Annotated in this window: 23 protein-coding genes; 6 read left to right on the top strand and 17 right to left on the bottom strand. The window is 62.9% G+C overall.

The genetic code is table 11. From position 1 onward, the window contains the following. Nucleotides 1-736 precede the first annotated feature (736 nt). Nucleotides 737-988, top strand: coding sequence for an outer membrane lipoprotei OprI (oprI, locus tag ACIQAL_RS14845; RefSeq protein ID WP_003199355.1), 252 nt, complete (start codon nt 737-739; stop codon nt 986-988). A 161-nt stretch (nt 989-1149) separates the two neighbouring features. On the opposite strand, the gene ACIQAL_RS14840 is transcribed toward oprI, so the two are convergent. From ACIQAL_RS14840 to ACIQAL_RS14830, 3 genes are all read right to left on the bottom strand, one after another. Further along, on the bottom strand, nt 1150-2118 hold the full coding sequence (locus tag ACIQAL_RS14840; protein WP_166595468.1) for a L,D-transpeptidase family protein: 969 nt from the start codon (nt 2116-2118) through the stop codon (nt 1150-1152). Between the two features lie 103 nt (nt 2119-2221). Next, the gene (locus tag ACIQAL_RS14835; RefSeq protein WP_166595467.1) at nt 2222-2515 is read right to left on the bottom strand and encodes a hypothetical protein; all 294 of its coding nucleotides are present in this window, start codon (nt 2513-2515) and stop codon (nt 2222-2224) included. A 114-nt stretch (nt 2516-2629) separates the two neighbouring features. Next, nucleotides 2630-3235, bottom strand: a complete 606-nt coding sequence (locus tag ACIQAL_RS14830; RefSeq protein WP_401146593.1) for an arylesterase — start codon at nt 3233-3235, stop codon at nt 2630-2632. Between the two features lie 10 nt (nt 3236-3245). On the opposite strand from ACIQAL_RS14830, the gene ACIQAL_RS14825 reads away from it, so the two are divergent. Together ACIQAL_RS14825 and ACIQAL_RS14820 are read left to right on the top strand one after the other, a co-directional pair. Continuing rightward, nucleotides 3246-3929: an ABC transporter ATP-binding protein gene (locus ACIQAL_RS14825; protein ID WP_166595465.1), complete on the top strand. Its 684-nt coding sequence runs from the start codon at nt 3246-3248 to the stop codon at nt 3927-3929. Next, entirely contained in the window at nt 3929-6439 is a 2511-nt protein-coding gene (locus ACIQAL_RS14820) for an ABC transporter permease (RefSeq protein WP_401146591.1), read from the top strand. Before ACIQAL_RS14825 ends, ACIQAL_RS14820 begins: the two co-directional genes overlap by 1 nt. Nucleotides 6440-6504: 65 nt before the next feature. Here ACIQAL_RS14820 and ACIQAL_RS14815 read toward each other — a convergent pair whose 3' ends face one another. The 4 genes from ACIQAL_RS14815 to ACIQAL_RS14800 are packed head-to-tail and all read right to left on the bottom strand — an operon-like array spanning nt 6505 to nt 9754. Then, nucleotides 6505-6849, bottom strand: a complete 345-nt coding sequence (locus ACIQAL_RS14815; RefSeq protein ID WP_401146589.1) for a RidA family protein — start codon at nt 6847-6849, stop codon at nt 6505-6507. After that, nucleotides 6839-8356, bottom strand: a complete 1518-nt coding sequence (locus ACIQAL_RS14810) for an FAD-dependent oxidoreductase (RefSeq protein ID WP_401146586.1) — start codon at nt 8354-8356, stop codon at nt 6839-6841. The genes ACIQAL_RS14815 and ACIQAL_RS14810 overlap by 11 nt, the downstream gene beginning before the upstream one ends. Then, nucleotides 8353-8658 carry a (2Fe-2S)-binding protein gene (locus ACIQAL_RS14805; protein WP_401146585.1) on the bottom strand — a complete coding sequence of 102 codons (306 nt, stop codon included), beginning with the start codon at nt 8656-8658 and terminating at the stop codon, nt 8353-8355. Before ACIQAL_RS14805 ends, ACIQAL_RS14810 begins: the two co-directional genes overlap by 4 nt. Continuing rightward, nucleotides 8648-9754, bottom strand: coding sequence for an NAD(P)/FAD-dependent oxidoreductase (locus tag ACIQAL_RS14800; protein ID WP_401146584.1), 1107 nt, complete (start codon nt 9752-9754; stop codon nt 8648-8650). The genes ACIQAL_RS14805 and ACIQAL_RS14800 overlap by 11 nt, the downstream gene beginning before the upstream one ends. Nucleotides 9755-9877: 123 nt before the next feature. Here ACIQAL_RS14800 and ACIQAL_RS14795 point away from each other — a divergent pair, with 123 nt between their 5' ends. Beyond that, nucleotides 9878-10789 (top strand): LysR family transcriptional regulator, encoded by a 912-nt coding sequence (locus ACIQAL_RS14795; RefSeq protein WP_401146582.1) that lies wholly within the window; start codon nt 9878-9880, stop codon nt 10787-10789. Here the strand turns inward: ACIQAL_RS14795 and ACIQAL_RS14790 are convergent. From ACIQAL_RS14790 to ACIQAL_RS14755, 8 genes are all read right to left on the bottom strand, one after another. After that, nucleotides 10783-11709 (bottom strand): 2-hydroxyacid dehydrogenase, encoded by a 927-nt coding sequence (locus ACIQAL_RS14790; protein WP_401146579.1) that lies wholly within the window; start codon nt 11707-11709, stop codon nt 10783-10785. The genes ACIQAL_RS14795 and ACIQAL_RS14790 overlap by 7 nt on opposite strands. A 5-nt stretch (nt 11710-11714) precedes the next feature. Continuing rightward, nucleotides 11715-12068 (bottom strand): cupin domain-containing protein, encoded by a 354-nt coding sequence (locus ACIQAL_RS14785; RefSeq protein ID WP_166595458.1) that lies wholly within the window; start codon nt 12066-12068, stop codon nt 11715-11717. Between the two features lie 52 nt (nt 12069-12120). Beyond that, nucleotides 12121-13221 carry an NAD(P)/FAD-dependent oxidoreductase gene (locus ACIQAL_RS14780; RefSeq protein ID WP_401146576.1) on the bottom strand — a complete coding sequence of 367 codons (1101 nt, stop codon included), beginning with the start codon at nt 13219-13221 and terminating at the stop codon, nt 12121-12123. Between the two features lie 66 nt (nt 13222-13287). Then, entirely contained in the window at nt 13288-13992 is a 705-nt protein-coding gene (locus ACIQAL_RS14775; RefSeq protein ID WP_401146573.1) for an ABC transporter permease, read from the bottom strand. Continuing rightward, a complete protein-coding gene (locus ACIQAL_RS14770) occupies nt 13992-14705 on the bottom strand; it encodes an ABC transporter permease subunit (protein ID WP_401146571.1) in 714 nt (237 codons plus the stop codon). Before ACIQAL_RS14770 ends, ACIQAL_RS14775 begins: the two co-directional genes overlap by 1 nt. Nucleotides 14706-14779: 74 nt before the next feature. Continuing rightward, entirely contained in the window at nt 14780-15589 is an 810-nt protein-coding gene (locus ACIQAL_RS14765; RefSeq protein ID WP_401146569.1) for a transporter substrate-binding domain-containing protein, read from the bottom strand. A gap of 41 nt (nt 15590-15630) precedes the next feature. Continuing rightward, on the bottom strand, nt 15631-16407 hold the full coding sequence (locus tag ACIQAL_RS14760; RefSeq protein WP_401146566.1) for an amino acid ABC transporter ATP-binding protein: 777 nt from the start codon (nt 16405-16407) through the stop codon (nt 15631-15633). Nucleotides 16408-16558: 151 nt separating this feature from the next. Next, the gene (locus tag ACIQAL_RS14755) at nt 16559-17086 is read right to left on the bottom strand and encodes a hypothetical protein (RefSeq protein WP_401146563.1); all 528 of its coding nucleotides are present in this window, start codon (nt 17084-17086) and stop codon (nt 16559-16561) included. Nucleotides 17087-17219: 133 nt separating this feature from the next. On the opposite strand from ACIQAL_RS14755, the gene ACIQAL_RS14750 reads away from it, so the two are divergent. Next, complete coding sequence (locus ACIQAL_RS14750) at nt 17220-18119, top strand: AraC family transcriptional regulator (RefSeq protein ID WP_401146561.1); 900 nt, start codon at nt 17220-17222, stop codon at nt 18117-18119. Between the two features lie 17 nt (nt 18120-18136). On the opposite strand, the gene ACIQAL_RS14745 is transcribed toward ACIQAL_RS14750, so the two are convergent. After that, nucleotides 18137-19102: an oxidoreductase gene (locus ACIQAL_RS14745; protein ID WP_401146558.1), complete on the bottom strand. Its 966-nt coding sequence runs from the start codon at nt 19100-19102 to the stop codon at nt 18137-18139. Between the two features lie 85 nt (nt 19103-19187). Here ACIQAL_RS14745 and ACIQAL_RS14740 point away from each other — a divergent pair, with 85 nt between their 5' ends. Continuing rightward, nucleotides 19188-20123, top strand: coding sequence for an AraC family transcriptional regulator (locus ACIQAL_RS14740; RefSeq protein WP_401146556.1), 936 nt, complete (start codon nt 19188-19190; stop codon nt 20121-20123). A gap of 410 nt (nt 20124-20533) precedes the next feature. Here the strand turns inward: ACIQAL_RS14740 and greB are convergent, their stop codons facing one another. Next, on the bottom strand, nt 20534-21013 hold the full coding sequence (greB, locus tag ACIQAL_RS14735; protein WP_401146553.1) for a transcription elongation factor GreB: 480 nt from the start codon (nt 21011-21013) through the stop codon (nt 20534-20536). Nucleotides 21014-21042: the final 29 nt, after the last annotated feature.

Genomic DNA, 21042 nt, shown 5'->3' with positions numbered 1-21042 from the left:
CCGGCGAAGGAACTATTAGGCGGGTGAAACCTACTGCGCTCAACAATACGGCGTTAAAAAACGGCGGGAAATGCTCATTTAGAACCTAGAGTCGGTCGCGACCCCGGCCGTTTCCCGCCGTTTTTTGCCTTGTCTTGTCTTCGCTCGCTACGGTTTCAAACCGCCTGATCCGGCACCCCGTGCCTGATTTGGACACCGAGAAGGCTTTGGCTTCTCAAACAAATGAGCACCCCCAGATAGTAGGCTCGATTGCAGAATTCGCTCAAGGAAATGGGGAGAATATGCACTGCCGCACATCTGACACCACTTGGGTTGAACCTGACGCCGCCGACGAATGTCCATTGAGACGCGAACGGTGCGCTTGAGTCACTTAAAGCACGTCAGAACAAGCACTCTTGCCAATCATCGTCTATACAAAAAAGGCTGAGAGGCGCGGGAGTCCGAGCGGGCGTCATGTTGTTCCAGGGTAAACCGCCCTGTTTGACGAGCATGAACTTACGCCGATTCGCAGGTTTTAACCGGTCTCACCCACGACCGTAATCGTCTGACGGTGAAGGATTTTTTGCGTATAAAAAGCGTGAGGAGTTGCACGGAACACGTTCAAACCAAAGAATTTTATGCGGTTCTTGCGCATAGTCCGTTTACTTACTACAAACAATGGGTAGTATGTACGCCGGTCATTTTCTCATTTTCGAGAGATGACTAATTTTGATAGAAGTCCTTTAAGGGGAACACGATGAACAACGTTCTGAAATTCTCTGCTCTGGCCCTGGCCGCAGTTCTGGCTACCGGTTGCAGCAGCGCATCCAAAGAAACTGAAGCTCGTCTGACTGCAACTGAAGACGCAGCCGCTCGCTCCCAAGCCCGTGCTGACGAAGCCTACCGCAAGGCTGATGAAGCTCTGGCTGCTGCTCAAAAAGCTCAGCAAACTGCTGACGAAGCCAACGAGCGCGCTCTGCGCATGCTCGACAAGGCAAGCCGCAAGTAATAGTCCCTCGGGATTATTGATAAGCCGGTCCGGTTTCGGATCGGCTTTTTTGTTGCCTGACGTCCCTTGAGGCGCCCTCACTGGTGATGTTTCAGGCAATAAAAAACCCGTTCACCCTGCCTCGCGAGGCCCGGTGAACGGGTATCAGAGACCGCTCCGGCTTACTGCATGGTCACCGGCGCAGGGCTCACCGCAGGGGCTGCTACGCCCGGCACCGCGATCTCGACCGGCATGCCATCTTCGGCCGCCACCACGTCACGCACCGAATCCCACTGAATCCGCAGGTTGTTGGCCAGGTCTTCGCGCTTGAGCAAGGCATTGATCACAGCCGTGTGCTTGTCGACCACCGACGGATTACCGCTCTCATCCAGCGGCGTGTGCGCTTCCAGATAGACCTTGCCACCGCTGATGCCGAACTTGTACGGCTCGTTCATGATGCGCACGGTGGTCCCGACCGGGACCATGTCCGCCATTTCCAGCACGTTGTTGTTGTACATACGGAAGCAGCCGTGGCTGGTGCGCATGCCGATGCCGAACTTCTTGTTCGACCCGTGGATCAGGTAACCCGGCAAGCCCAGACCGAATTTGAACGGCCCCAGCGGGTTGTCCGGACCGGCCGGCACGACGTTGGGCAGGATGTCGCCGTCGGCGGCGTGTTCGGCCTTGACCGACGCCGGTGGGGTCCAGGTCGGGTTCGGGGTTTTGGCGGTGACTTTGGTGGTCGACACCGGCGAGCCCCAGCCTTCACGGCCAATGCCCAGCGGGAAGGTGTACACGACGTTCCGGCCTTTCGGGTAGTAGTACAAACGATACTCGGCCAGGTTGATGACGATGCCTTCACGCGGGCCGGGCGGCAGGATGAAGCGGGTCGGCAGGATCACCTGAGTGCCCGCGCCCGGCAGCCATGCATCGACGCCAGGGTTGGCGGCGATCATTTCCAGATAGCCCAGATCGTACTTCGTGCCGAGGTCGGCGAAGGTGTCTTCGTACTTGGCGGTGACGGTTTGCACCTGGCCGATGATGTCTTCACCGGGCGGCGGCAACGGAAACTCCAGAGCGGAGACAGGGCCGGCCGCACACAGTGCAGCAAGCGACAGACAGCGGGCGAAAGCTGGAATGCGCGACAACATCCGGGAAGTCCTTGGATAAACGGGAGGCTTGAATGGCCGCGATTGTACACCCACCCCACGGCCTTCGGGAGTAGGCGCGACGGTGTGCAACATGAAGCGAAATTTACAGAGTCTGGTCCAGCTCGGGCCAGATCGGGTGCCAGCCCCGGCGTTGGGCGTCGATGATCGCCCGGCACAGGGGGCAGAGACGTTCGTCCTGGTAGATCCCCTGCTGGACGTCGGACCAGCGCGGCTGCGCCGGGAGCAAAGTGCCGCAGAGGGTACGGTCGGCGGAACCGGCCAGCTCCAGTTGCCGGGCGACCAGGTGCACACGCACTTCCTGGCACGCGAACAGGTCGAGTTGCTCATCGGGTTCGATCAGTTGATAGGCAAACAGGGACCAGGCAGGGCGGCGCATCGGGGGGCTCCGAATCGGGGGCGCCACATTAGCCGAAAGGCCTCGTCCGGAAAAGGGCTGGAGGCCTTTAATTTTGGCGGATGCGTGTTGATTTTTGAGGTGGGCTTGAGCCTACTACAAAAGCGGCTTCAACTCTGCCCAGACGTTCTCCAGCAACCGCGGCTGCGCATTCGCCGCCGGGTGCAGCCCATCGGCCTGAGTAAACTCCGGCACCCCACCCACGCCTTCCAGCATGAACGGCACCAGCGCCACTTTCTTCTCGGTCGCGAGATTGCCGTACACCGCCTTGAACGCTTCGGTGTAACGCGCCCCGTAATTCGGCGGAATCTGCATGCCCAGCAACAGCACTTTCGCCCCGGCCGCCCGGGAACTGTCGATCATCGATGCAAGATTTTGTTGCAATTGAGCCGGTGGCTGCCCGCGCAGGCCGTCGTTGCCGCCCAGTTCGAGGATCACCAGGTCAGGCTTGTGCTGCGCAAGCAGCGCCGGCAGCCGTGCCTGGCCACCGGCGCTGGTGTCGCCGCTGACCGACGCGTTCACCACTTTATCTGTGTAGCCCTGCTCTGCCAGGCGCTTTTCCAGCAGGCTGACCCACCCTACACGGGTATCCAGGCCGAAAGCCGCGCTGATACTATCTCCCACGATCAGCACCGTGCCTGCCATGGCTCCTTGAGACAACAGCAGCAACCCCAGGCCAGCACTTAAAAACCACGCACGCATCGGATTCTCCATGAGCGAAAGTATTCTCAGTGCTCGGAACCTCAGCAAAGTGGTCCCAAGCACCGAAGGTGACTTGACCATCCTGCACGAACTTTCTCTGGAACTGAACAAGGGCGACACCCTGGCCATCGTTGGCGCGTCCGGTTCCGGCAAATCCACCCTCCTCGGCCTGCTCGCCGGCCTCGACCTGCCCAGCGCAGGCGCCGTGACGCTGTCCGGGCGCAACCTCAGCGAACTGGATGAAGACCAACGCGCCCGCGTCCGCGCCGAGCACGTCGGGTTCGTGTTTCAGTCCTTTCAATTGCTGGACAGCCTCAACGCCCTGGAAAACGTCATGTTGCCGATGGAGCTCGAAGGCCGCAAAGACGCTCGCGAACGCGCGCGGCACCTGCTGGAGCGGGTCGGTCTCGGCCAGCGCCTGACCCACACGCCGAAACAGCTGTCCGGCGGTGAACAGCAACGCGTGGCCATCGCCCGCGCCTTTGCCGCCGACCCGGACGTGCTATTCGCCGACGAACCCACCGGCAACCTCGACAGCCACACTGGCGAGCGCATCAGCGACCTTTTGTTCGAACTGAACCAGGAACGCAATACCACGCTGGTACTCGTGACCCACGATGAACGCCTGGCCCATCGCTGCCGGCGCCTGATCCGTCTTGAAGGTGGCCGACTGGTCACCCCCATGGAGCCTTGATGGCACGCTTGCCGTTTGCCCGTTTGCTGAGCCTCGCGGCCCGCCAACTGATGCGCGACGCCCGCGCCGGGGAATTGCGGGTGCTGTTTTTCGCCCTGGTGATCGCGGTTGCCGCCAGCACCGCCATTGGTTACTTCGGGTCGCGACTGAATAGCGCGATGCTGTTGCGGGCCACCGAATTCCTTGGCGCGGACTTGATTCTCATCGGCTCGACCCCCGCCAAACCCGAACAGATCGAAGCGGGCACTGCCCTCAAGCTGGATCATTCGCAGATCGTGATCTTCTCCAGCGTGGTCGCCACCGACAACGGCATCCAGTTGGCGAGCGTCAAGGCGGTGGACGCGGCCTACCCGTTGCGCGGCGAGCTGAAGAGCGCCGAAGCGCCCTATCAGCCTGAAGTCAGCGGCGGCGAACCGCAGCAAGGTGAAGCCTGGGCAGAATCGCGGGTCCTGGCGGCGCTGAACCTCAAGGTTGGCGACAGCATCGATGTCGGCTCCACGACACTGAAACTCACTCGCGTGCTGACCTACGAACCGGACCGCGCCGGGAATTTCTACAGCCTGACGCCTCGGGTTCTGATCAACATGGCCGACCTGGAAGCCACCAAAGTCGTGCAGCCGGGCAGCCGGGTCAATTTCCGTGACCTGTGGCGCGGCACGCCCGAGAATCTGGCGGCGTACCGCAAGGCCATCGAGCCTGACCTGGCACCGAACCAGAAAATCGACGACGCCCGGGACGGCAATCAACAGATCGGCGGCGCGCTGGGCAAAGCCGAGCGTTACCTGAACATGGCGAGCCTGGTCGCCGTGCTGCTGGCCGGGGTCGCGGTGGCGCTGTCGGCGGCGCGCTTTGCGGTTCGGCGCTTCGACGCCAGTGCCTTGCTGCGCTGCCTGGGTCTTTCGCGCAATGAAGCGCTGGTGCTGTTCAGCCTGCAATTGGCGATGCTCGGGATCGTGGCCAGCGTGACGGGCGCCCTCCTCGGCTGGTTCGCCCAACTCGGCCTGTTCTACCTGCTGGAGAACCTGCTGCCCGCGCAAGTTCCGCCCGGTGGCTGGCTACCGGCGTTGGCGGGGATCAGCACCGGGCTGATCGCCCTGGCCGGTTTCGCCCTGCCGCCTTTGGCTGCGCTGGGTCGCGTGCCACCATTGCGGGTGTTGCGCCGCGACATGCTGCCGATCCCCGCGAGCACCTGGCTTGTCTACGGCGCCGCGCTGCTGGCGCTGGGCCTGATCATGTGGCGCCTGAGCCTCGATCTGGTGCTGACTTTCGCCCTGCTCGGCGGTGGGCTGATCGCCGCGGCGATCCTCGGCGGCGTGCTGTTGCTGGCGCTGCAAAGCCTGCGTCGCTTGCTGGCCAATGCCTCGCTGCCTTGGCGGCTGGGGTTGGGTCAGCTACTGCGCCATCCAATGGCAGCGGCTGGCCAGTCCCTCGCGTTCGGTCTGATCCTGCTGTCGATGGGGCTGATTGCGCTGCTGCGCGGCGAATTGCTCGACACGTGGCAAAACCAATTGCCCAAGGACGCGCCGAACTATTTCGCGCTGAACATCCTGCCCACCGAACGCGACAACTTCGCCCAGCGCATGAGCCAGCTATCGACCCACAGCGCGCCGCTGTACCCGATGATTCCGGGGCGACTGATGAGCATCAACGGCGAGCCGGTGAGCAAGTTCGTGACCAAAGACTCGCGCGGCGAAAACGCCACCCAGCGCGACCTTAACCTGACGTGGTCGGCCAATCTCCCGGAAGGGAACAGCATCACCGAAGGCCAGTGGTGGGGCGATCAGCCGCCCGCTGCCGACGTCGTTCCCGGCGTGTCGGTGGAGGCCAAACTGGCCAAGAGCCTGAACATGAAACTCGGCGATACCCTGAGTTTCGTCATCGGCGGCGCCACTCACGATGTGAAGGTCACGAGCTTGCGGGACATCAACTGGGACACCTTCCAGCCGAACTTTTTCGTGATCTTCCAGCCCGGCACGTTGGAAGATGTGCCGACCACCTACCTGACCAGCTTCTACCTCGCTCCCGGCCACGATCAGCAGATTGTCGAGCTGTCCCGCGCCTTTCCGGCGGTGACGATCCTGCAAGTGGAAGCGTTGCTGGAGCAACTGCGCAGCATCCTCGGCCAGGTAACGCTGGCGGTGCAGTACGTGCTGCTATTCGTGTTGGCGGCGGGTTTGTCGGTGCTGTTTTCGGGCTTGCAGGCCACGTTGGACGAACGCATTCGCCAAGGCGCGCTGCTGAGGGCGCTGGGAGCCAATCGGGCGTTGCTGATCAAGGCGCGGCGCATCGAGTTCGGCTTGCTGGGTGCGGTCAGCGGGGTGTTGGCGGCGCTGGGGTGCGAGCTGGTGAGTTTCGTCCTGTACCGCTACGCGTTCAGCCTTGAGTGGTCGCCACATCCGTGGCTGCTGCTGTTGCCACTGATTGGCGCCCTGCTGGTCGGCGGCGCGGGCGTGTTCGGCACCCGGCGTGCGCTGAATGCCAGCCCGTTGACGGTGTTGCGCGAGGGGTAGATTCCGCTCGCGGATGGCAGGCCGACAAGGGGGCGTTCATGGCCCTTATCGGTCTGACTCCAGCCTCAAACAGCGGCCGTGATCACCACTTCGATCAAGGCGTTTCCGCCCAGATCAGCGACCCCGACCGTCGCCCGTGCGGGCAAATCCTGCCCCTCGACCCACGCCTTCCAGACCGTGTCCATGGCCGGTTTCTGCGTGAGGTCCGTGACGAAGATCGTCGCGCTGAGCAAACGTGTGTTGTCTGTGCCCGCCTGCGCCAGGTAGCCATCGATCTTGCTCAGCACCTGACGGGTCTGCCCTTCCATGCCGAGGCTTTCGTCATCAGCGGTCACGCCCCCGAGGTAGACGACGCCGTTGTGTTCGACAACGCGGTGCATGATCGGGGTTTGCAGGTGTCTAGTGGTCATTCAGGGTTTCTCGTTCGAGGGGGAAATTGGCAGCGGAGGACTCCGGCCACAGACCGGTCACAGCGTGAGTATTAATGTCGGTATGAGACAGCGCGGCGATTTCCCCCAGCCGCAGGGGTTTGATCGGCGGACGCAGGCGGTAAGTGCCGACCTCAGCGGGCCCGGCGCTCCACTCGTCGGCGAGCATCTCGACCACCGTTGGCCCGCACAGACGCCCCTGACACGGCCCCATGCCGCAGCGGGTGAAGACTTTCAATTGATTAGGCCCCGTGAGTCCGCGACGGGCGGCATCGCGAACAGTGCCCACCGTGACTTCTTCGCAGCGACAGACCAGGGTCGAATCGTCTTGCGGCACTAAAAACGAGCGCATCGGCAGGTAGGCGGCGTCGATGAAACGCCGACCACGCTGCCAACGTGCGCAAAGGTCCAGGCTGCGTTGGCGTCGTTGTTCGAGCGACCGAGCATCAACCCGTGTCGAATCGAGCAACACCGCCAACGCCACTGCACGCCCCGCTTCCGCCGATGCCAGCGCGCCCGCAATTCCAGCCCCATCCCCCGCAATGAAAACGTCGGGCAGCGAGCTGCGGCCCTGTGCATCGGTACGCGGCTGGAACGCCCGAATCGCCTCGTTCCACACCAGCGCACACCCGGCCGAATTTGCCAGCGCGGTGTCGGGAATCACGCCCTGATGCAGCAACACCCGATCAGCCGCCAGCGTGTCTTCTGTCTTCGCAGTCTGGTAACGAATGCCCGTGGCACGGTCTTCTCCAATGATGTCCAACCGCGTCACGCCACTGATCACCCGCAGGTGGCGCCGTGCCCGAGCCAGCAACGCCAAGCCCTTCAAGGCATATGGAGAAAACACGAACTCGGGCAAATAACGCCACGCCGAACGCAGCCCAGCCCCGCTGTCGAGCAACGCGACGATGTTCGCCCCGGCGTCCTGCAGCTGCACCGCCAGTTGATAGAGCAGCGGCCCACACCCCGCCAACACCACCCGTCCCGCTGGCACCAGCCCCGACGTTTTCAACGCGATTTGCGCGGCGCCAGCCGTCATGACACCTGGCAGCGTCCAGCCCGGCAGGGGCATCGGGCGCTCCAATGCGCCGGTCGCCAGGATCACTTTTGCCGCCTGAATGTGCCGGGCCACGCCACCCAATGACACCCCCACCCGCGCATACGGCTCATCGGCTTCCGGGCTGGCGCTGTCGAGACTCCAGACACGGCAGCGCGCCGCGTAGGTTAAGGGGCTGCGCAGGAACCCATCGGCGATCGGCTGTCCAGCCCAATACGCCTCGCCCAAATACCCTCGACGGGCAGGCGTGTTGAGGGTGATCGCCCGATAGATCTGCCCACCGGGCGCCGGATTTTCGTCCAGCACCAGCACCGACACACCCTCGACGGCAAGCAGTGTGGCGGCGCTCATGCCCGCTGGTCCCGCCCCCACAACGATCACGTCATAAAACCCGGCCAGGTCCTTCGCGTGTTCCACCGACACTGCACTCATGACCGCACCGCTCCGTTCACGGGTCGAGCCCCGGGCTGTCGGGCGATCACCATGCCTTCTCGCACCTCGACCTGACAGCCCTGGCGACTGGGCACGCCATCAATCACCACCAGGCATTCGAAGCACGCGCCCATCAGGCAATACGGCGCACGGGGCTTGCCGTGGACGACACTGTCGCGGCAGCTTTCGATGCCGGAGGCGAGCAAGGCCAGCGCAACGCTTTCGCCTTGTTCAGCGGTGAGGGTTCGGCCTTCAAATTCAAAGGACAGGCCCTGCGTAATCGGCGCGAGTCTACGAAACATGGAACCTCCGCGAATGAAAAGGCAGCAAGGTGTCGTCCAGCGCTCCTGCCGCAATCTGCGGGGCGATCTGCAGCGCATGCAGCGCGGTCAGGGTCACACCGGAATGGCACAGCATCACGAACGCGCCGGGATACGGAGATGACTGTTCGTAGAGCGGCATGCCGTCCGGTGTCTTGACCCGAAACCCGGTCCAGATGCGGACGACATTCAAGTCCCTGATAATCGGGAAAATCTGCCCAGCCCGTTCGGCGAGCACCGCGCTGATGCCGTGATTCAACGCCATCGCGCCGGTGTGGGTTTCCTGGCTCTCGCCGATCAACACACTGCCTTCGCCGGTCTGGCGCAACGAGCCCGCGACCGAATCGAAAAACCGCTGACACTTTTCAGTGACGATGACTTGCCCCTTGGAGCGCACCAGCGGCGCCGACATCCCCAGCATCGGCGCAAGACGCGCGTTGTCCAGCCCCGCCGCCAGCACGACCTTGCGTGCCCGAATCACTCCCCAAGTGCCGATCACGTTGAAGCCTTGGCTCAACGGCTCCACGCGCTCGACTGGATGATGAGCGCGGTATTCGGCACCACGCTGGGTCATGCCCAAGTGCAAGGCGTTGAACAGCCGAAGCGAATTGACGTGACCGTCGTATCGGCAAAACGACGCGCCGACGACGTCCGGGCCGAGGTGTGGCAAGCGGGCGCGCAGCTCATCCCGGCTAAGCATCTCGTAGTCGCCAAGACCGCCTTGGGTCTGGGCTGCGATGGTCGCCATGTTCGCGTCGAGCTGCTGTAGCTCACGCTCGGACAACGCGAAGTTATAGCCCCCCGGCTGCTGCAATTGCAGGTCGATGCCGGTTTCCTGTTCCAGCATCTTGGCAAAGGCCGGCCACTGCAACGCCGCGTCCCGGGACCACAGCGCATAAGCGGGTTGGTCCAGGCCCTTGTCGCTGACCCACACCAGACCGAGGTTGGCCCGTGAGGCGCAGGGATCGAGGTCGCCGCCGTCCAGTACCAGCACGTCATGGCCCAGCCCCGCCAGCCCCCAGGCGAGCGCGGCGCCCATCAGGCCACCGCCGATGATGACTATTTCGCGTTCTTCCACACCGCTTCCCGATTGAGTTCACTGCACCGAATGTGCGGGTTGCGCTTAATGTGCGATTCGCCGAGCATGCGGTCAAATGCCGAAAAACGCCTCGTGCATAAGCCAATATGATGGAGCCGTGGGATGAATTTCAGACAGGTCGAAGCCTTTCGGGCGGTGATGACCACGGGCAGCATGACCGCTGCCGCCGAACTGATGTCGGTGACCCAACCCGCAGTGAGCCGACTGATTCGCGATTTCGAGGCCGCCACTCGCTTGCTGCTGTTCGAGCGCCACGGCAACCAGATCATTCCGACCCAGGCGGCGTTCACCTTGATCAAGGAAGTCACCCGCTCGTTTGTCGGCCTCGACCGACTGACCCAAGTGGCGGCCGACATTGGCCGTCACTCCGCTGGCTCGCTGCGCATCTCGGCCATGCCCGCGTTGGCGAGTGGCATCCTGCCGCGCTTCGTCGCGCAGTTCGTCCTCGACAAGCCGAACCTGTACGTCGCGGTCACGGGCCTCGGTTCACCGCAAGTCATCGAAACGGTCGCGTCCGGGCAGGCGGATCTGGGATACGCCGACGGCCCCATCGACCGCTCCGGTTTTGACGTGGCGATGCAGCCGATTGCCGCCGTCGTGGCATTGCCCGACGGGCATCCGCTGACGCAGAAACAGGTGATTTACCCCGCCGATCTCGCCGGGGAAAAGATGATTGCGCTGGAGCCGGGCAGCCTGTTCGCCATGCGCGTCGAAGTGGCGCTGGCGGGCGTGCCGCGCACCGTCACGCTCGAAGCATTGCTGTCTCACACCGCGCTGATCATGGTCGCGGCGGGGGCCGGGATCACTATTCTGGACCCCACCGCTACCCTCGATTTTCTCGACAAAGGCATCACCATCCGGCCATTCGGCGTCTTCATCGACGCCAGTTTTGCCGAGCTTCGTCAGTCAGGGCGCAACCGTTCGGCCATCGTTGACCTGTTCCGCAAACAGTTCATGGACTGGCACAACGACCTGATCGCACAGACCGGGCTGGACCTCTCGCCGCCTCAGTAACCCTTGCGTCGGTCAACCAGCCCAGTGAGCGGCAGACCGGCCCGGTGCTGACCGATCACTTCCAGCACGGTCGCAACGGCGGTTTCGGGCCGGGTCATGCTGGCGACGTGGGGGGTGATGAGAATGCGCGGGTCGTGCCAGAACGGGTGGTCTTCGGGCAGCGGCTCGGGGTCGCAGACGTCCAGCACGGCGGCGCGCAACTGCCCGTCGTCCAAGGCCGCCCGCAGGTCGTCGTTGATCAGGTGCGCGCCTCGGCCCACGTTCACCAACGCGGCCCCTTGAGGTAATTGCGCGAACAGCTGACGATTGAGCAAGCCTCGCGTCTGATCGGTCAGCGGCAGCAGGCACACAAGGATGTCGGTGCGCGCCAGAAATGCCGACAACTGCGCTTCACCGGCGAACACCTCGACGCCTTCGATCTCGCCTCCCGAACGGCTCCAGCCTGCGAGCGGAAAGCCGAACGGCTGCAACTGTCGCAACGCCTGACGGCCCAGCATGCCCAACCCCAGCACCCCGACACGGCGCCGGGACGCGGGCACGTTGCGCTGTTCCTGCCAGACCTTCTGCCGCTGTCGCTCCAGGTACACAGGCCAGTCCCGATGCAACGCCAGGACCGCCAGCGTGACGTATTCGGCCATGTCCTGAGCGATGCCCGGCTCGGTCATGCGCACCACCGGAACGTGTTCGGGAATGCCTGCGCCTTTCAGTTGATCGACCCCGGCGCCCACCGAAAACAACAGTTCCAGGTTGGGAAAGCGTTCCATCAGCCGGTCAGGCGGCTCCCACACCGCCAGGTAGCGCACCTCGTGGGCAGGGCCGGTTTCAGGCCAGACATAAAACGGCATGTCCGGCGCGAGCTGTCGAAACAGCGCGCGCCATTCTTCGCCGCGTTCCGGCTCGGCCTTGTAGACAAAGCTCATGATCGTCAATCCAGTTGGACCCAGACTTTGCGGGTGGTTTCGAGCACGCGCCAGATGCCTTTGAAGCCGGGGCGCATGATGAAGGTGTCACCGGCCTGAATGCGTTTGACCGGCTGGCCTTCTTCCACCAGCTCGGAGACGCCCGAGAGGATCGCACAGTATTCCCAACTCTCGCCCTTGATCGACCAGTAGGCGCCGGGGGTCACTTCCCAGACGCCTGTCCGGACCCGGCCGTCCGCGCTTTTTTCGATGTCCCAGGTGGTGAATATCGGGTTGCCCTCGACCAACCGATCCGGCAATGGCTCGCCTTTGCGGCCTTCGCCAAGGTCGGAAAAATTGAAATGGGTCAGATAGCTCATGGACGGTGCCCTGTCGGTTGAATGGATTGAAATTGGGGTGTTGAAAACGGCATCACAGCTCACCGGCGGCCCAGCGGGTCAGCGCATCGGCAGCCAGCTCTCCGTCGATGCAGGCCAGCACGCGCTCGCCCATCAACGAAGAAAACTTGAACATCTGGCCATCGCAATTGGTGACCACCACGGCCTGGCCATCCTGCTGCACGCGAAATTTGGCGGTGGCGTCCTTGACGTAATACCCCACCGCCATGCGCAGGGGCCGGTACTCGGCGGCATCGCGCAGGTAAGGGGCGAAATGGGCGATGACGTCGTAGCCTTCGCTCACGTCGGCCTTGAACCCGGTCAGCTCCGGCGAGCCGGCGCGGCGATGCAGGCCCGAACCGAACTTCAGCCCGGTCCCGCCTGCGGGCGCCAGCGCGTAGTTGTCGCCGACGCCCAGATCCGTCAGGCAAGGGCCGTTGGCCCAATGGACCTGCTGCTGCTGCGGGGCCTGGACGTAACAGACCGCCTGGCGCCAGATCGGCAGGTCGTCGATCTGCGGCATCAGGCCCGGCAACCAGGCACCGGCCGCCACGATCACCGCATCGCCCTGCACGACTTCGCCGTCGTCGAGGGTCACGCGACTGGCAACGGTGTTGACGTGCATGACTTTGCAGTGGGGTAGCAGCGTTGCGCCGTGGGTTCGCACCCAGGCCAGCAGGCTGTCCACGATGCGATCGGCGAACAGCACGCCGCCGTCGGCCTGATACAAGCCTTGGGCGGACGCCGGGAGCATCAGTTGCGGGCAGAGCCGCTCGGCCGCGTCGCTGCTCATCACCTCATGAGGGATGCCCAGACGGCGAAAGGTCGGCAGCGTCAGTTGAATCTCGTCATTCGCTTCCATCGACACGCCGAAGGTGCCGGTGGCCACGAAGTGCTGTTCACCGATGTCTTGCCAGAGACGCTCCCAGGCACCGAACGCCTCGCCCACCATCCGCGTGTAGCCCTCGGCGTCGCCGTATTGGTAGCGGATCATTCGGTGCTGGTCGTAGGAGGCCGCTTGCGGATTGGGCAAGGCCCCCTGCTCCAGAACCGTGACGCGATGCCCGCGTTTCAGTGCGGCACGCGCGCAGGAAAGCCCGACGGCGCCAGCGCCGACGACAATGATGTGTTTCATGAACCGACCCTTGAGCAGAGCGCGACAGGCGCCGCGCGCACTAATGACATCCCGCGGACGCGGGAATCAGATCCTAATTTTGCGGGTGGCTTTCACGCCGCCCGACAGGTACTGCTCGAACTGGCGCACCAGCAGCATCGCCACCAGGTTGATCACCAGGTAAAACACGGAGGCGATGACGAAGATCTCGATGATCGCGAAGGTCTCGCTCATCAGCCGTTTCGCGTAGCCCGTGATTTCCAGCACCGTGATGGTGGAGGCCAGGCTCGATTCCTTCACGATGATTGCAATCTCGTTGCCGTATGCGGGGAGTGCCTGACGCAAGGCCAGCGGAAAGCGCACTCGCAGGAACGTCACCCACTTCGACATGCCGCACGCCTGCGCCGCTTCTACCAGGCCGTGGGGAACTGACTGAAACCCTCCGCGAAAGATTTCCGAGGTGTAGGCCACTGTGTTGAGCACTACAGTCAGGACCGCGCAGTTGAGGCTGCTGCCGACCACCCACCACAGCATCGGGGTGTGCCGCACGAACTCCAGTTGCCCAAACCCGTAATAGAGAATGAACAGCTGGACGAGCAGCGGCGTGCCGCGAAAAAAACCGCTGAACGCCGAACAACACGCCACGACCCACGGCCGGCCCGACAGGCGCAGCAGCGCCAGCAACACCCCGAACGGCAACCCCACGAGCACCCCGAAGAGGCCGATGAGCAACGTCACCTGCGCCCCTTTGAGCAGAAAGGGAATGGCCTCTTGCAGCAAGTCCATGTCCATCAACGCGCCCCCCGAAATCCGCGATTCAGGTGCACTTCACACACCCGAAACAGTCGCTGGCTGAGCCAGGTGATCAACAGAAACACCAGCCCGGCGATGAGGTAAAACGCCAGCGGACTGCGGGAAATACCCGCCGCCAGCGCCGCCGTGCGCATCAATTCCCCCAAGCCCACCACCGACACCAGCGAGGTGTCCTTGATGGTCATCTGCCAGACGTTGTTGAGGCCCGACAACGCGCTGCGCAGCATCAACGGCAGGACGATCCGCAAGTAGATCGCCCTGCGCGGCATGGCCAATGACTTCGATGCTTCGATCAGCCCTTCCGGAATCGTCGCCAGCGCCCCGCGCAACACTTCCACCGAATACGCGCTGGAAATGATGCTGATCGCCAACACCCCCATCAGAAACGGATAGGCGTTGCGCAACGCCGACTGAAACCCGAAGAACGCGCCGATCTGATCCACCACCTGCACCGAGCCGAAGAAGATCAGGTAAATGATCAACAACCCCGGAATGCTGCGCACCAGCATCGTGTAGGCCTCGACCAGACGGCCCAACAGGTACACCTCACGCCAGCGGACGATGGCCAGCGGCAGTGCGACGATCAGGCCCACACACATGCCCAGCAGGCCCAACCCCAGTGTTACGGCACTGCCCTTGAGCAAGGAAACTGCCCAGCCCTGCTCGAATAAAAACCGCCATACGTCCGTCATTGACCACCCGACTCATTCAATACTGCGCGAACGCTGCCCCTGCCTCAGACGCGTGAAGCGTCCCCCTTGGCGTTCTACTGTTTGCAGGGGATGGCGTAGTCTTCGTCGAACCATTTTTTGCTGATCGCAGTGAGCTGGCCTTTCTTCGACAGGTCGCACAACGCGCTGTCGACCTTGGCCTGCAACGTGCTGTTGCCCTTGCGGATGCCGACGCCCATGCCATAACCGAGCACCGTCGGGTCATCTGCCTGGCGCACGGCGACTTTCACGCGGGTGAACTTCGCGCCCCCGGGGGTTTTGAAGAAGTCGGTCCAGGTCGGCGAATCGCTGTAGGCGGAATCGATCCGGCCCGCTTCCAGGTCGGCCAGCATCTGCGTCGTGGCGTCGTAGGTTTTCACCTCGGACTTGGGCAGGTGCTTCTGCACGTACTTGGCGTAGGTAGTGCCGTTGACCACGCCCACCGTCTTGCCGTCGAGCTGCTTCTCGATCTCGGTGATCGAACCCAGGGAGGCAATCGGCGAGTCCTTGGCGATCACGTAGTACTGCGGCACGCCGCCGTAGGGAATCGAATAATCGATCTGTTTCTTGCGCGCTTCGGTGATGCCCAGGCCCGAGACGATCACGTCGAAACGGTCGGTGCTCAGCGAGGGAATCAGCGTGCTGAACGACTGCACGACGAAACGGCATTTGACCTTCATTTCACTGCACACGGCATTGGCGATGTCGGCGTCATAGCCGGTCACGTTGCCGTTGACGTCGGCCATGCTGTACGGCGGGGCATCGCCCTCGGTGCCGACCGTCAAGGTATCTTCTGCTGCGTTGACCCCGGAGGTGAGGCCGATCAACGCAGAGCCACAAACGAACGCGAGCAAAGTCTTCTTCATCGAGAGATACCTAAGATCATTTCAGTGGCGGCAGCAGCGATTCAAGGGTGTGACAGGAAAGCCCTGACACGTTCGGACGTGGAGTGATTGAAGACTTCTTCGGGGGTGCCGTCGTCCTCGATGCCCCCTTTGTGCAAAAAAATGATCCGGCTGGACACTTCGCGGGCGAAACGCATCTCGTGGGTTACCAGCAAGATCGTGTTACCCTCTTCCGCCAACTCGCGGATGACCCTCAGCACTTCGCCCACCAGTTCGGGGTCGAGTGCAGACGTCGGTTCATCGAACAGCATGATGCGGGGTTGCATGGCCAACACCCGTGCAATCGCGACCCGTTGCTGCTGCCCCCCGGACAAGGCCGAAGGAAACGCCGCAGCCTTCTCGGCCATGCCGACGCGGGTCAGCACCTGCATCGCACGGTCGCGGGCTTCGTCGCGGCGCAGCTTCTTGACCCAGATCAGCGCTTCGGTGACGTTCTCCAGCACCGTGCGGTGCGGCCAGAGGTTGAAGCTCTGAAACACCATGCCCAGTTCGGCGCGAAAATCATCTACCAGACGCGGGTTGCTGAGGTGCACGCTGCCGTTGCTGCGGGTCTCGATGTGCAGCCCGCGACCATTGACTTCGATGGCGCCCGAGGTGGGCATTTCCAGGAAATTGAGGCAGCGCAGAAACGTGCTTTTGCCGGAGCCCGAGGAGCCGATCAGGGAGAGCACTTCGCCTTGGCGGACTTTCAGGTCGATGCCCTTGAGCACCGCCACGTCGCCAAATTGCTTGTGCAGGGCATCGACTCTGAGCACTACGGGTGATGGCTGCGGGTTCAAATCGAGGCTCCAGTGTCAGCCGAAGTGGCCGGTGGTCGTGGCCTCAATTTGGAACGTGGCGACCATACTGTCAAATGAGAGAAATATCGCCGTGCATAACCAAATGTTATTCACCGGGCGCAGGGGGTACGCCCGGTGTATGGCAACGCGTTTAGAGCACCTTGGTGGCGCCCGCCGGAGTTGCCTGAGCAGCCTGGGCATTTCGCTTGCCTTCCCGGCGCAGATGAATCATCTGCCCGACGACGCCCACCACCAACGCAAGGGCGATGAACCCCAGCGCGCCTTTCAGCAGCGGCGACTCAGGGTCGGTGACGATGGGATGGCCGTCCGGCACACGGCGCAGGGTCTCGGAGACGCTGGGCACCATGAGGAAAAACGCCGTCAGGCTCAGCAGGACCGTTTCCAGGTACACCCGCGCCCGGCCCAGTGCGCCGATGAATCCGACGCCATAGCCCGCGAACAGCAGCACCAGCGTGATTGCGCCAATCACCGGGCTGATGGGCTGTTTCGCCACGAGGAACACCGTGCTGCCGCCGAGCAGCATGAAGAGGAAGTACGCCAGGCCCGGTCCTGACCTCGGCACGATGCGCCCGTGCTTAATGAACATGTACGCCGCCAGCGGAATGGCGGGCAGGCTGCCGAGGGTGTGTACCCAGCCGAGGGGAGAAATGCCGAACATGGGGTGCGTCCTGTTTTATTGGATGATGTGCACAACGGCTCGACACCGAAAGACGACGAGAGCGTTTCGGTTTGTCAGCGCTGAAGCGTTATGATTCCGGCGTTCAGGTTATTGAAGGCGCGGTCGAACGGACATGACGGATTTACTGGAAAATTTGATCATTCTTCCGGAAATGCAACTGGAGGGGTTGGCGGCAGGTGACTTGCTGTCTCAGGTATTGGCGCAGATTCGCCTCACCGGGGACCGGGTCTATTCGTCCAGCGTGGCGCAGGGGGAACGTCTGGATCTGGACGAAAAAAGTGCCCACGTCTGCGTGCTGCAAACCGGGCAGTTGCGCATCGAGGGGACGGATCGACAGGCCATCGTCGTCGAACAGGGCGACATTCTGCTGCTGCCCCATGATCCGTCGCCGTTGACCATCACGGCAACGGACGGCCCCGCGACGCTGGTCATTTGCCGGTTCTGGTTCGATGCGGGCAGCTTTCAGGCGATGCTGTTCGCCATGCCGTGGCTGATTCACATCCGCCACGCCGACGCCGCGCCGTGGTCGGAAGGCATTCTGCATTTCATGCTGCTGGAGGCCAACGACACCCAGCCGGGCGGCGCCTTGATGATCTCGCGCCTGATCGACCTGGTGGTCATTCGCATCCTGCGCACGTGGGTTCAACAAGGCCTGGCGTCGGGCTGGCTCGGCGGATTGTCGGATGAACGCATCGCCCGCGCCCTTCGTGCGATTCACGAAAAACCCGGTCAACAGTGGCGCATCGACGCGCTGGCCGACGTGGCCGGTATGTCGCGCTCCAGTTTCTGCGACCGCTTCACCGCGCTGGTAGGCCGCTCACCGCTGCGTTATCAGAACGAATGGCGGCTGACGCTGGCCAAGACCATGCTGGCCCGACACGACAGTCGCATCGGGGAAATCGGCTTCGCCATCGGCTACGAATCCGAAGCCGCGTTCAGCCGGGCGTACAAGGCGTTTTTCGGCCGCACGCCTCGGGATGACAGTGGCCGAGGGGCATCGGAATCGCGTTGAGGTGCGCGTGTCGGGCGTCAGAGCGTCACACCTGTCCACTGCTCCGACACGCGCCACAAGCGCTCAGCGAGTTCGGGATCGGCCGCCCATTGTGCAACGCCTTTGCGGCCTGACGCGGGATCGTTCACCGGCGCGATGTTGCAGTCTTCGCAATACACACCGCCCTTGCCGTCCAGCAGCGAACTGGTCGCGCACCACAGGCCGGTCGCCGCGCCCTGTTCAAGGGTTTTGAGGCCGCGTTCAGGGGCGATTTTCTGCCGACCGTTTTCATCGAATACGTCAAATGCGTCGATCTCGGCGCGGCTCAAATGGCGCCCGAGGTCGGTCAGAATCTGGCCCGGGTGCAGCGAAAACGCGCGAATGCCAAGATCACGACCGCGAGCGTCCAGCGCCAGGGCGAACAGCGCGTTGGCGGTTTTTGACTGGCCGTAGGCGACCCACTTGTCATACGGGCGACGGTTGAAATCGAGGTCGTCGAAATCGATGCCCGCGATCTGATGGCCTCGGGATGAAACGGACACCACCCGCGCTGAACCTGCTGCCTTCAACACCGGCCACAGGCCGCAGGTCAGGCTGAAATGGCCGAGGTGGTTGGTGGCGAACTGGCTTTCATGACCGTCGGCGTCTCGGGCAAGGGGCGATGCCATGACGCCCGCGCAGTTGATCAGCAGAGAAAGCGGGTGGCCCTGCTGGACGATGCGCTCGCAGAAGGTCCGAATGGACGCCGGGGCCATCAGGTCCATGGGCTGAACGCTGACACCCTTGATGCCCGCCAATGCAGCCTGGGCACGTTCGACGTCTCTGGCAGGCACGATGACTTGCGCCCCGGCGTTCGCGAGACTTTTCGTGGTGATCAGGCCCAGTCCGGAATGCCCGCCGGTGACGATGGCAAGGCGCCCGCTCAGGTTGATGCCTGTCATCACGTCGTCGGCGGTGCTTGCGGCGTTGAACGGTGAAGGAAGCGGTTGTTGAAGGGTCGTCATGGGTATGTTCTCGGTGGGTATCGGAGCGCTCGATTCTTCTTTAAGCTGCCGGGACGAACCAGTTCATATCATCCGGTTTTCTGTCGTGATCATCCAAAGCCCAGTTTCCGATCCTCTCTCCGACATCCTTTCCCTGGCGGGCCTGCGCGCCGCGTGTTCGGTGCGGCTGCAAGCCGGTGGCGAATGGGCGTTGCGCTTCCGGCCCATCGAGCTGAAATTCAACGTGGTGCGTCGGGGCGAATGCTGGCTGTGCCTGCCCGATCAGCCGCCCCGCCGCTTGCAGGCGGGGGATTGTTTTGTGGTGTCCCGCACGCCGTTCGTGCTGGCGAGCGCCCCCGAACTTGAAGCCGTGAATGCGTCCGAGGTTTTCGGGCCGTCGGGTGCGTCGGCGAGTTTTGGCGTCGGAGATGAGGTGGAGCTGTTAGGTGGCAGCGTCTCGCTGGTCAGCCCCGGTGCGAGCGACTTGCTGGCGCTGTTGCCACCGGCGATCGTCATCCGCGCCGAGTCGGGGGGAGCATCTTCCTTCGCCTGGCTGCTGGATGAACTGGACCGGGAGTGGCAATCGGCGCTAGCCGGGGCGTACACGATGTGCAACGACCTGCTGCGGCTGATCTTCGTTCACGCGCTGCGCCATCACATCAGCACCGCCAACGTTGCTGATCTCGCCTGGCTTGCGGGGTTGCGGGAACCGGCTGTTGCCAACGTCATGCGCGCGATCCACAGCGCCCCGGAAAAGCCCTGGAAACTGGCCGAAATGGCCGACATCGCCTGCCTTTCGCGTTCGAGCTTCGCGGCCCTGTTCAAGGCACGGGTCGGCCAGCCTCCCGTGGAATATGCCACCCGCTGGCGCATGCGCGTGGCCGCTGCACGATTGGCCACTGGCACCGGAAGTGTCGCCACCGTTGCGGCGTCCTTGGGTTACCTTTCCGACGCGGCATTCGGGGTGGCGTTTCGGCGAGTGCACGGGAAATCGCCGGGGCAGTATCGGCGGGAGGTTTTGCAGGCTGAGCGCCGAGATTGAACCTGTGGGAGCCAGGCCCGGAACTCGCCGGCGACACTGACTCCTGTGGGAGCGAATTCATTCGCGAAAAGGGGCCAGACGCTGGAGATGTATCGTCAGGACGGCCCCCATCGCGAATGAATTCGCTCCTACAGTTGAGCCGGAGCCAGGCCCGGAACTCCCCGGCGACACTAGCTCCTGTGGGAGCGAATTTATTCGCGAAAAATGGGTCAGGCGATGGAGATGTACAGCCTGTACTGGCCCCTTCGCGAATGAATTCGCTCCCACAGTTGAGCCGGAGCCAGGCCCAGAACTCCCCGGCGACACTAACTCCTGTGGGAGCGAATTCATTCGCGAAGGTGGGTCAGGCGATGAAGAGCCAGCGGCCGCACCCGTTATCAAACTGCAGTCGGTCAGAAGGGTTCGCAGCTTTATCCCTCCGCGCCGTACCTGATCCCGCTCACATACCAGTTCGCCTCGCCACTCGGCGTCTGAACCGTGACTTCATCCCCCTCTTCCTTTTTCAACAACGCGCGGGCCATGGGCGCGTCGATGGAGATGTAATCCAGGCGCCCGTAGATCTCGTCATGCCCGACGATGCGAAAGCGTTTGGCTTCGCCTTCGTCGTTCTCGATCTCGACCCACGCGCCGAAGAACACTCGCCCCTCCTGCTCCGGCGAATAGTCCACGACCTTGACGTCCTCAAGCCGCTTGCGCAGGTAGCGCACGCGGCGGTCGATCTCGCGCAGCAGCTTTTTGTTGTACTGGTAATCGGCGTTTTCACTGCGGTCGCCGAGGGACGCCGCCCAGGCCACTTTCTGCGTGATTTCCGGGCGATACACCCGCCACAGATGGTCCAACTCCGCCTTCAAGGCAGTGTGGCCTTCTCTGGTTATGATGTTCGTCGCCATGGCCGGGCCTCTCGTGGGAAAGGCGCTAG

Source organism: Pseudomonas sp. NPDC088368 (assembly GCF_044753445.1).
GTDB lineage: Bacteria > Pseudomonadota > Gammaproteobacteria > Pseudomonadales > Pseudomonadaceae > Aquipseudomonas > Aquipseudomonas bambusae.
This window is presented reverse-complemented; position numbering and strand designations above follow the sequence as displayed.

Coding starts and splice junctions, on each gene's coding strand:
- ACIQAL_RS14840 (WP_166595468.1), bottom strand. CDS start 2,118: ATGTTGTCGCGCATTCCAGCTTTCGCCCGCTGTCTGTCGCTTGCTGCA.
- ACIQAL_RS14835 (WP_166595467.1), bottom strand. CDS start 2,515: ATGCGCCGCCCTGCCTGGTCCCTGTTTGCCTATCAACTGATCGAACCC.
- ACIQAL_RS14795 (WP_401146582.1), top strand. CDS start 9,878: ATGAATTTCAGACAGGTCGAAGCCTTTCGGGCGGTGATGACCACGGGC.
- ACIQAL_RS14815 (WP_401146589.1), bottom strand. CDS start 6,849: ATGACCACTAGACACCTGCAAACCCCGATCATGCACCGCGTTGTCGAA.
- oprI (WP_003199355.1), top strand. CDS start 737: ATGAACAACGTTCTGAAATTCTCTGCTCTGGCCCTGGCCGCAGTTCTG.
- ACIQAL_RS14810 (WP_401146586.1), bottom strand. CDS start 8,356: ATGAGTGCAGTGTCGGTGGAACACGCGAAGGACCTGGCCGGGTTTTAT.
- ACIQAL_RS14745 (WP_401146558.1), bottom strand. CDS start 19,102: ATGACGACCCTTCAACAACCGCTTCCTTCACCGTTCAACGCCGCAAGC.
- ACIQAL_RS14750 (WP_401146561.1), top strand. CDS start 17,220: ATGACGGATTTACTGGAAAATTTGATCATTCTTCCGGAAATGCAACTG.
- ACIQAL_RS14770 (WP_401146571.1), bottom strand. CDS start 14,705: ATGACGGACGTATGGCGGTTTTTATTCGAGCAGGGCTGGGCAGTTTCC.
- ACIQAL_RS14780 (WP_401146576.1), bottom strand. CDS start 13,221: ATGAAACACATCATTGTCGTCGGCGCTGGCGCCGTCGGGCTTTCCTGC.
- ACIQAL_RS14785 (WP_166595458.1), bottom strand. CDS start 12,068: ATGAGCTATCTGACCCATTTCAATTTTTCCGACCTTGGCGAAGGCCGC.
- ACIQAL_RS14765 (WP_401146569.1), bottom strand. CDS start 15,589: ATGAAGAAGACTTTGCTCGCGTTCGTTTGTGGCTCTGCGTTGATCGGC.
- ACIQAL_RS14830 (WP_401146593.1), bottom strand. CDS start 3,235: ATGCGTGCGTGGTTTTTAAGTGCTGGCCTGGGGTTGCTGCTGTTGTCT.
- greB (WP_401146553.1), bottom strand. CDS start 21,013: ATGGCGACGAACATCATAACCAGAGAAGGCCACACTGCCTTGAAGGCG.
- ACIQAL_RS14755 (WP_401146563.1), bottom strand. CDS start 17,086: ATGTTCGGCATTTCTCCCCTCGGCTGGGTACACACCCTCGGCAGCCTG.
- ACIQAL_RS14805 (WP_401146585.1), bottom strand. CDS start 8,658: ATGTTTCGTAGACTCGCGCCGATTACGCAGGGCCTGTCCTTTGAATTT.
- ACIQAL_RS14790 (WP_401146579.1), bottom strand. CDS start 11,709: ATGAGCTTTGTCTACAAGGCCGAGCCGGAACGCGGCGAAGAATGGCGC.
- ACIQAL_RS14825 (WP_166595465.1), top strand. CDS start 3,246: ATGAGCGAAAGTATTCTCAGTGCTCGGAACCTCAGCAAAGTGGTCCCA.
- ACIQAL_RS14820 (WP_401146591.1), top strand. CDS start 3,929: ATGGCACGCTTGCCGTTTGCCCGTTTGCTGAGCCTCGCGGCCCGCCAA.
- ACIQAL_RS14775 (WP_401146573.1), bottom strand. CDS start 13,992: ATGGACATGGACTTGCTGCAAGAGGCCATTCCCTTTCTGCTCAAAGGG.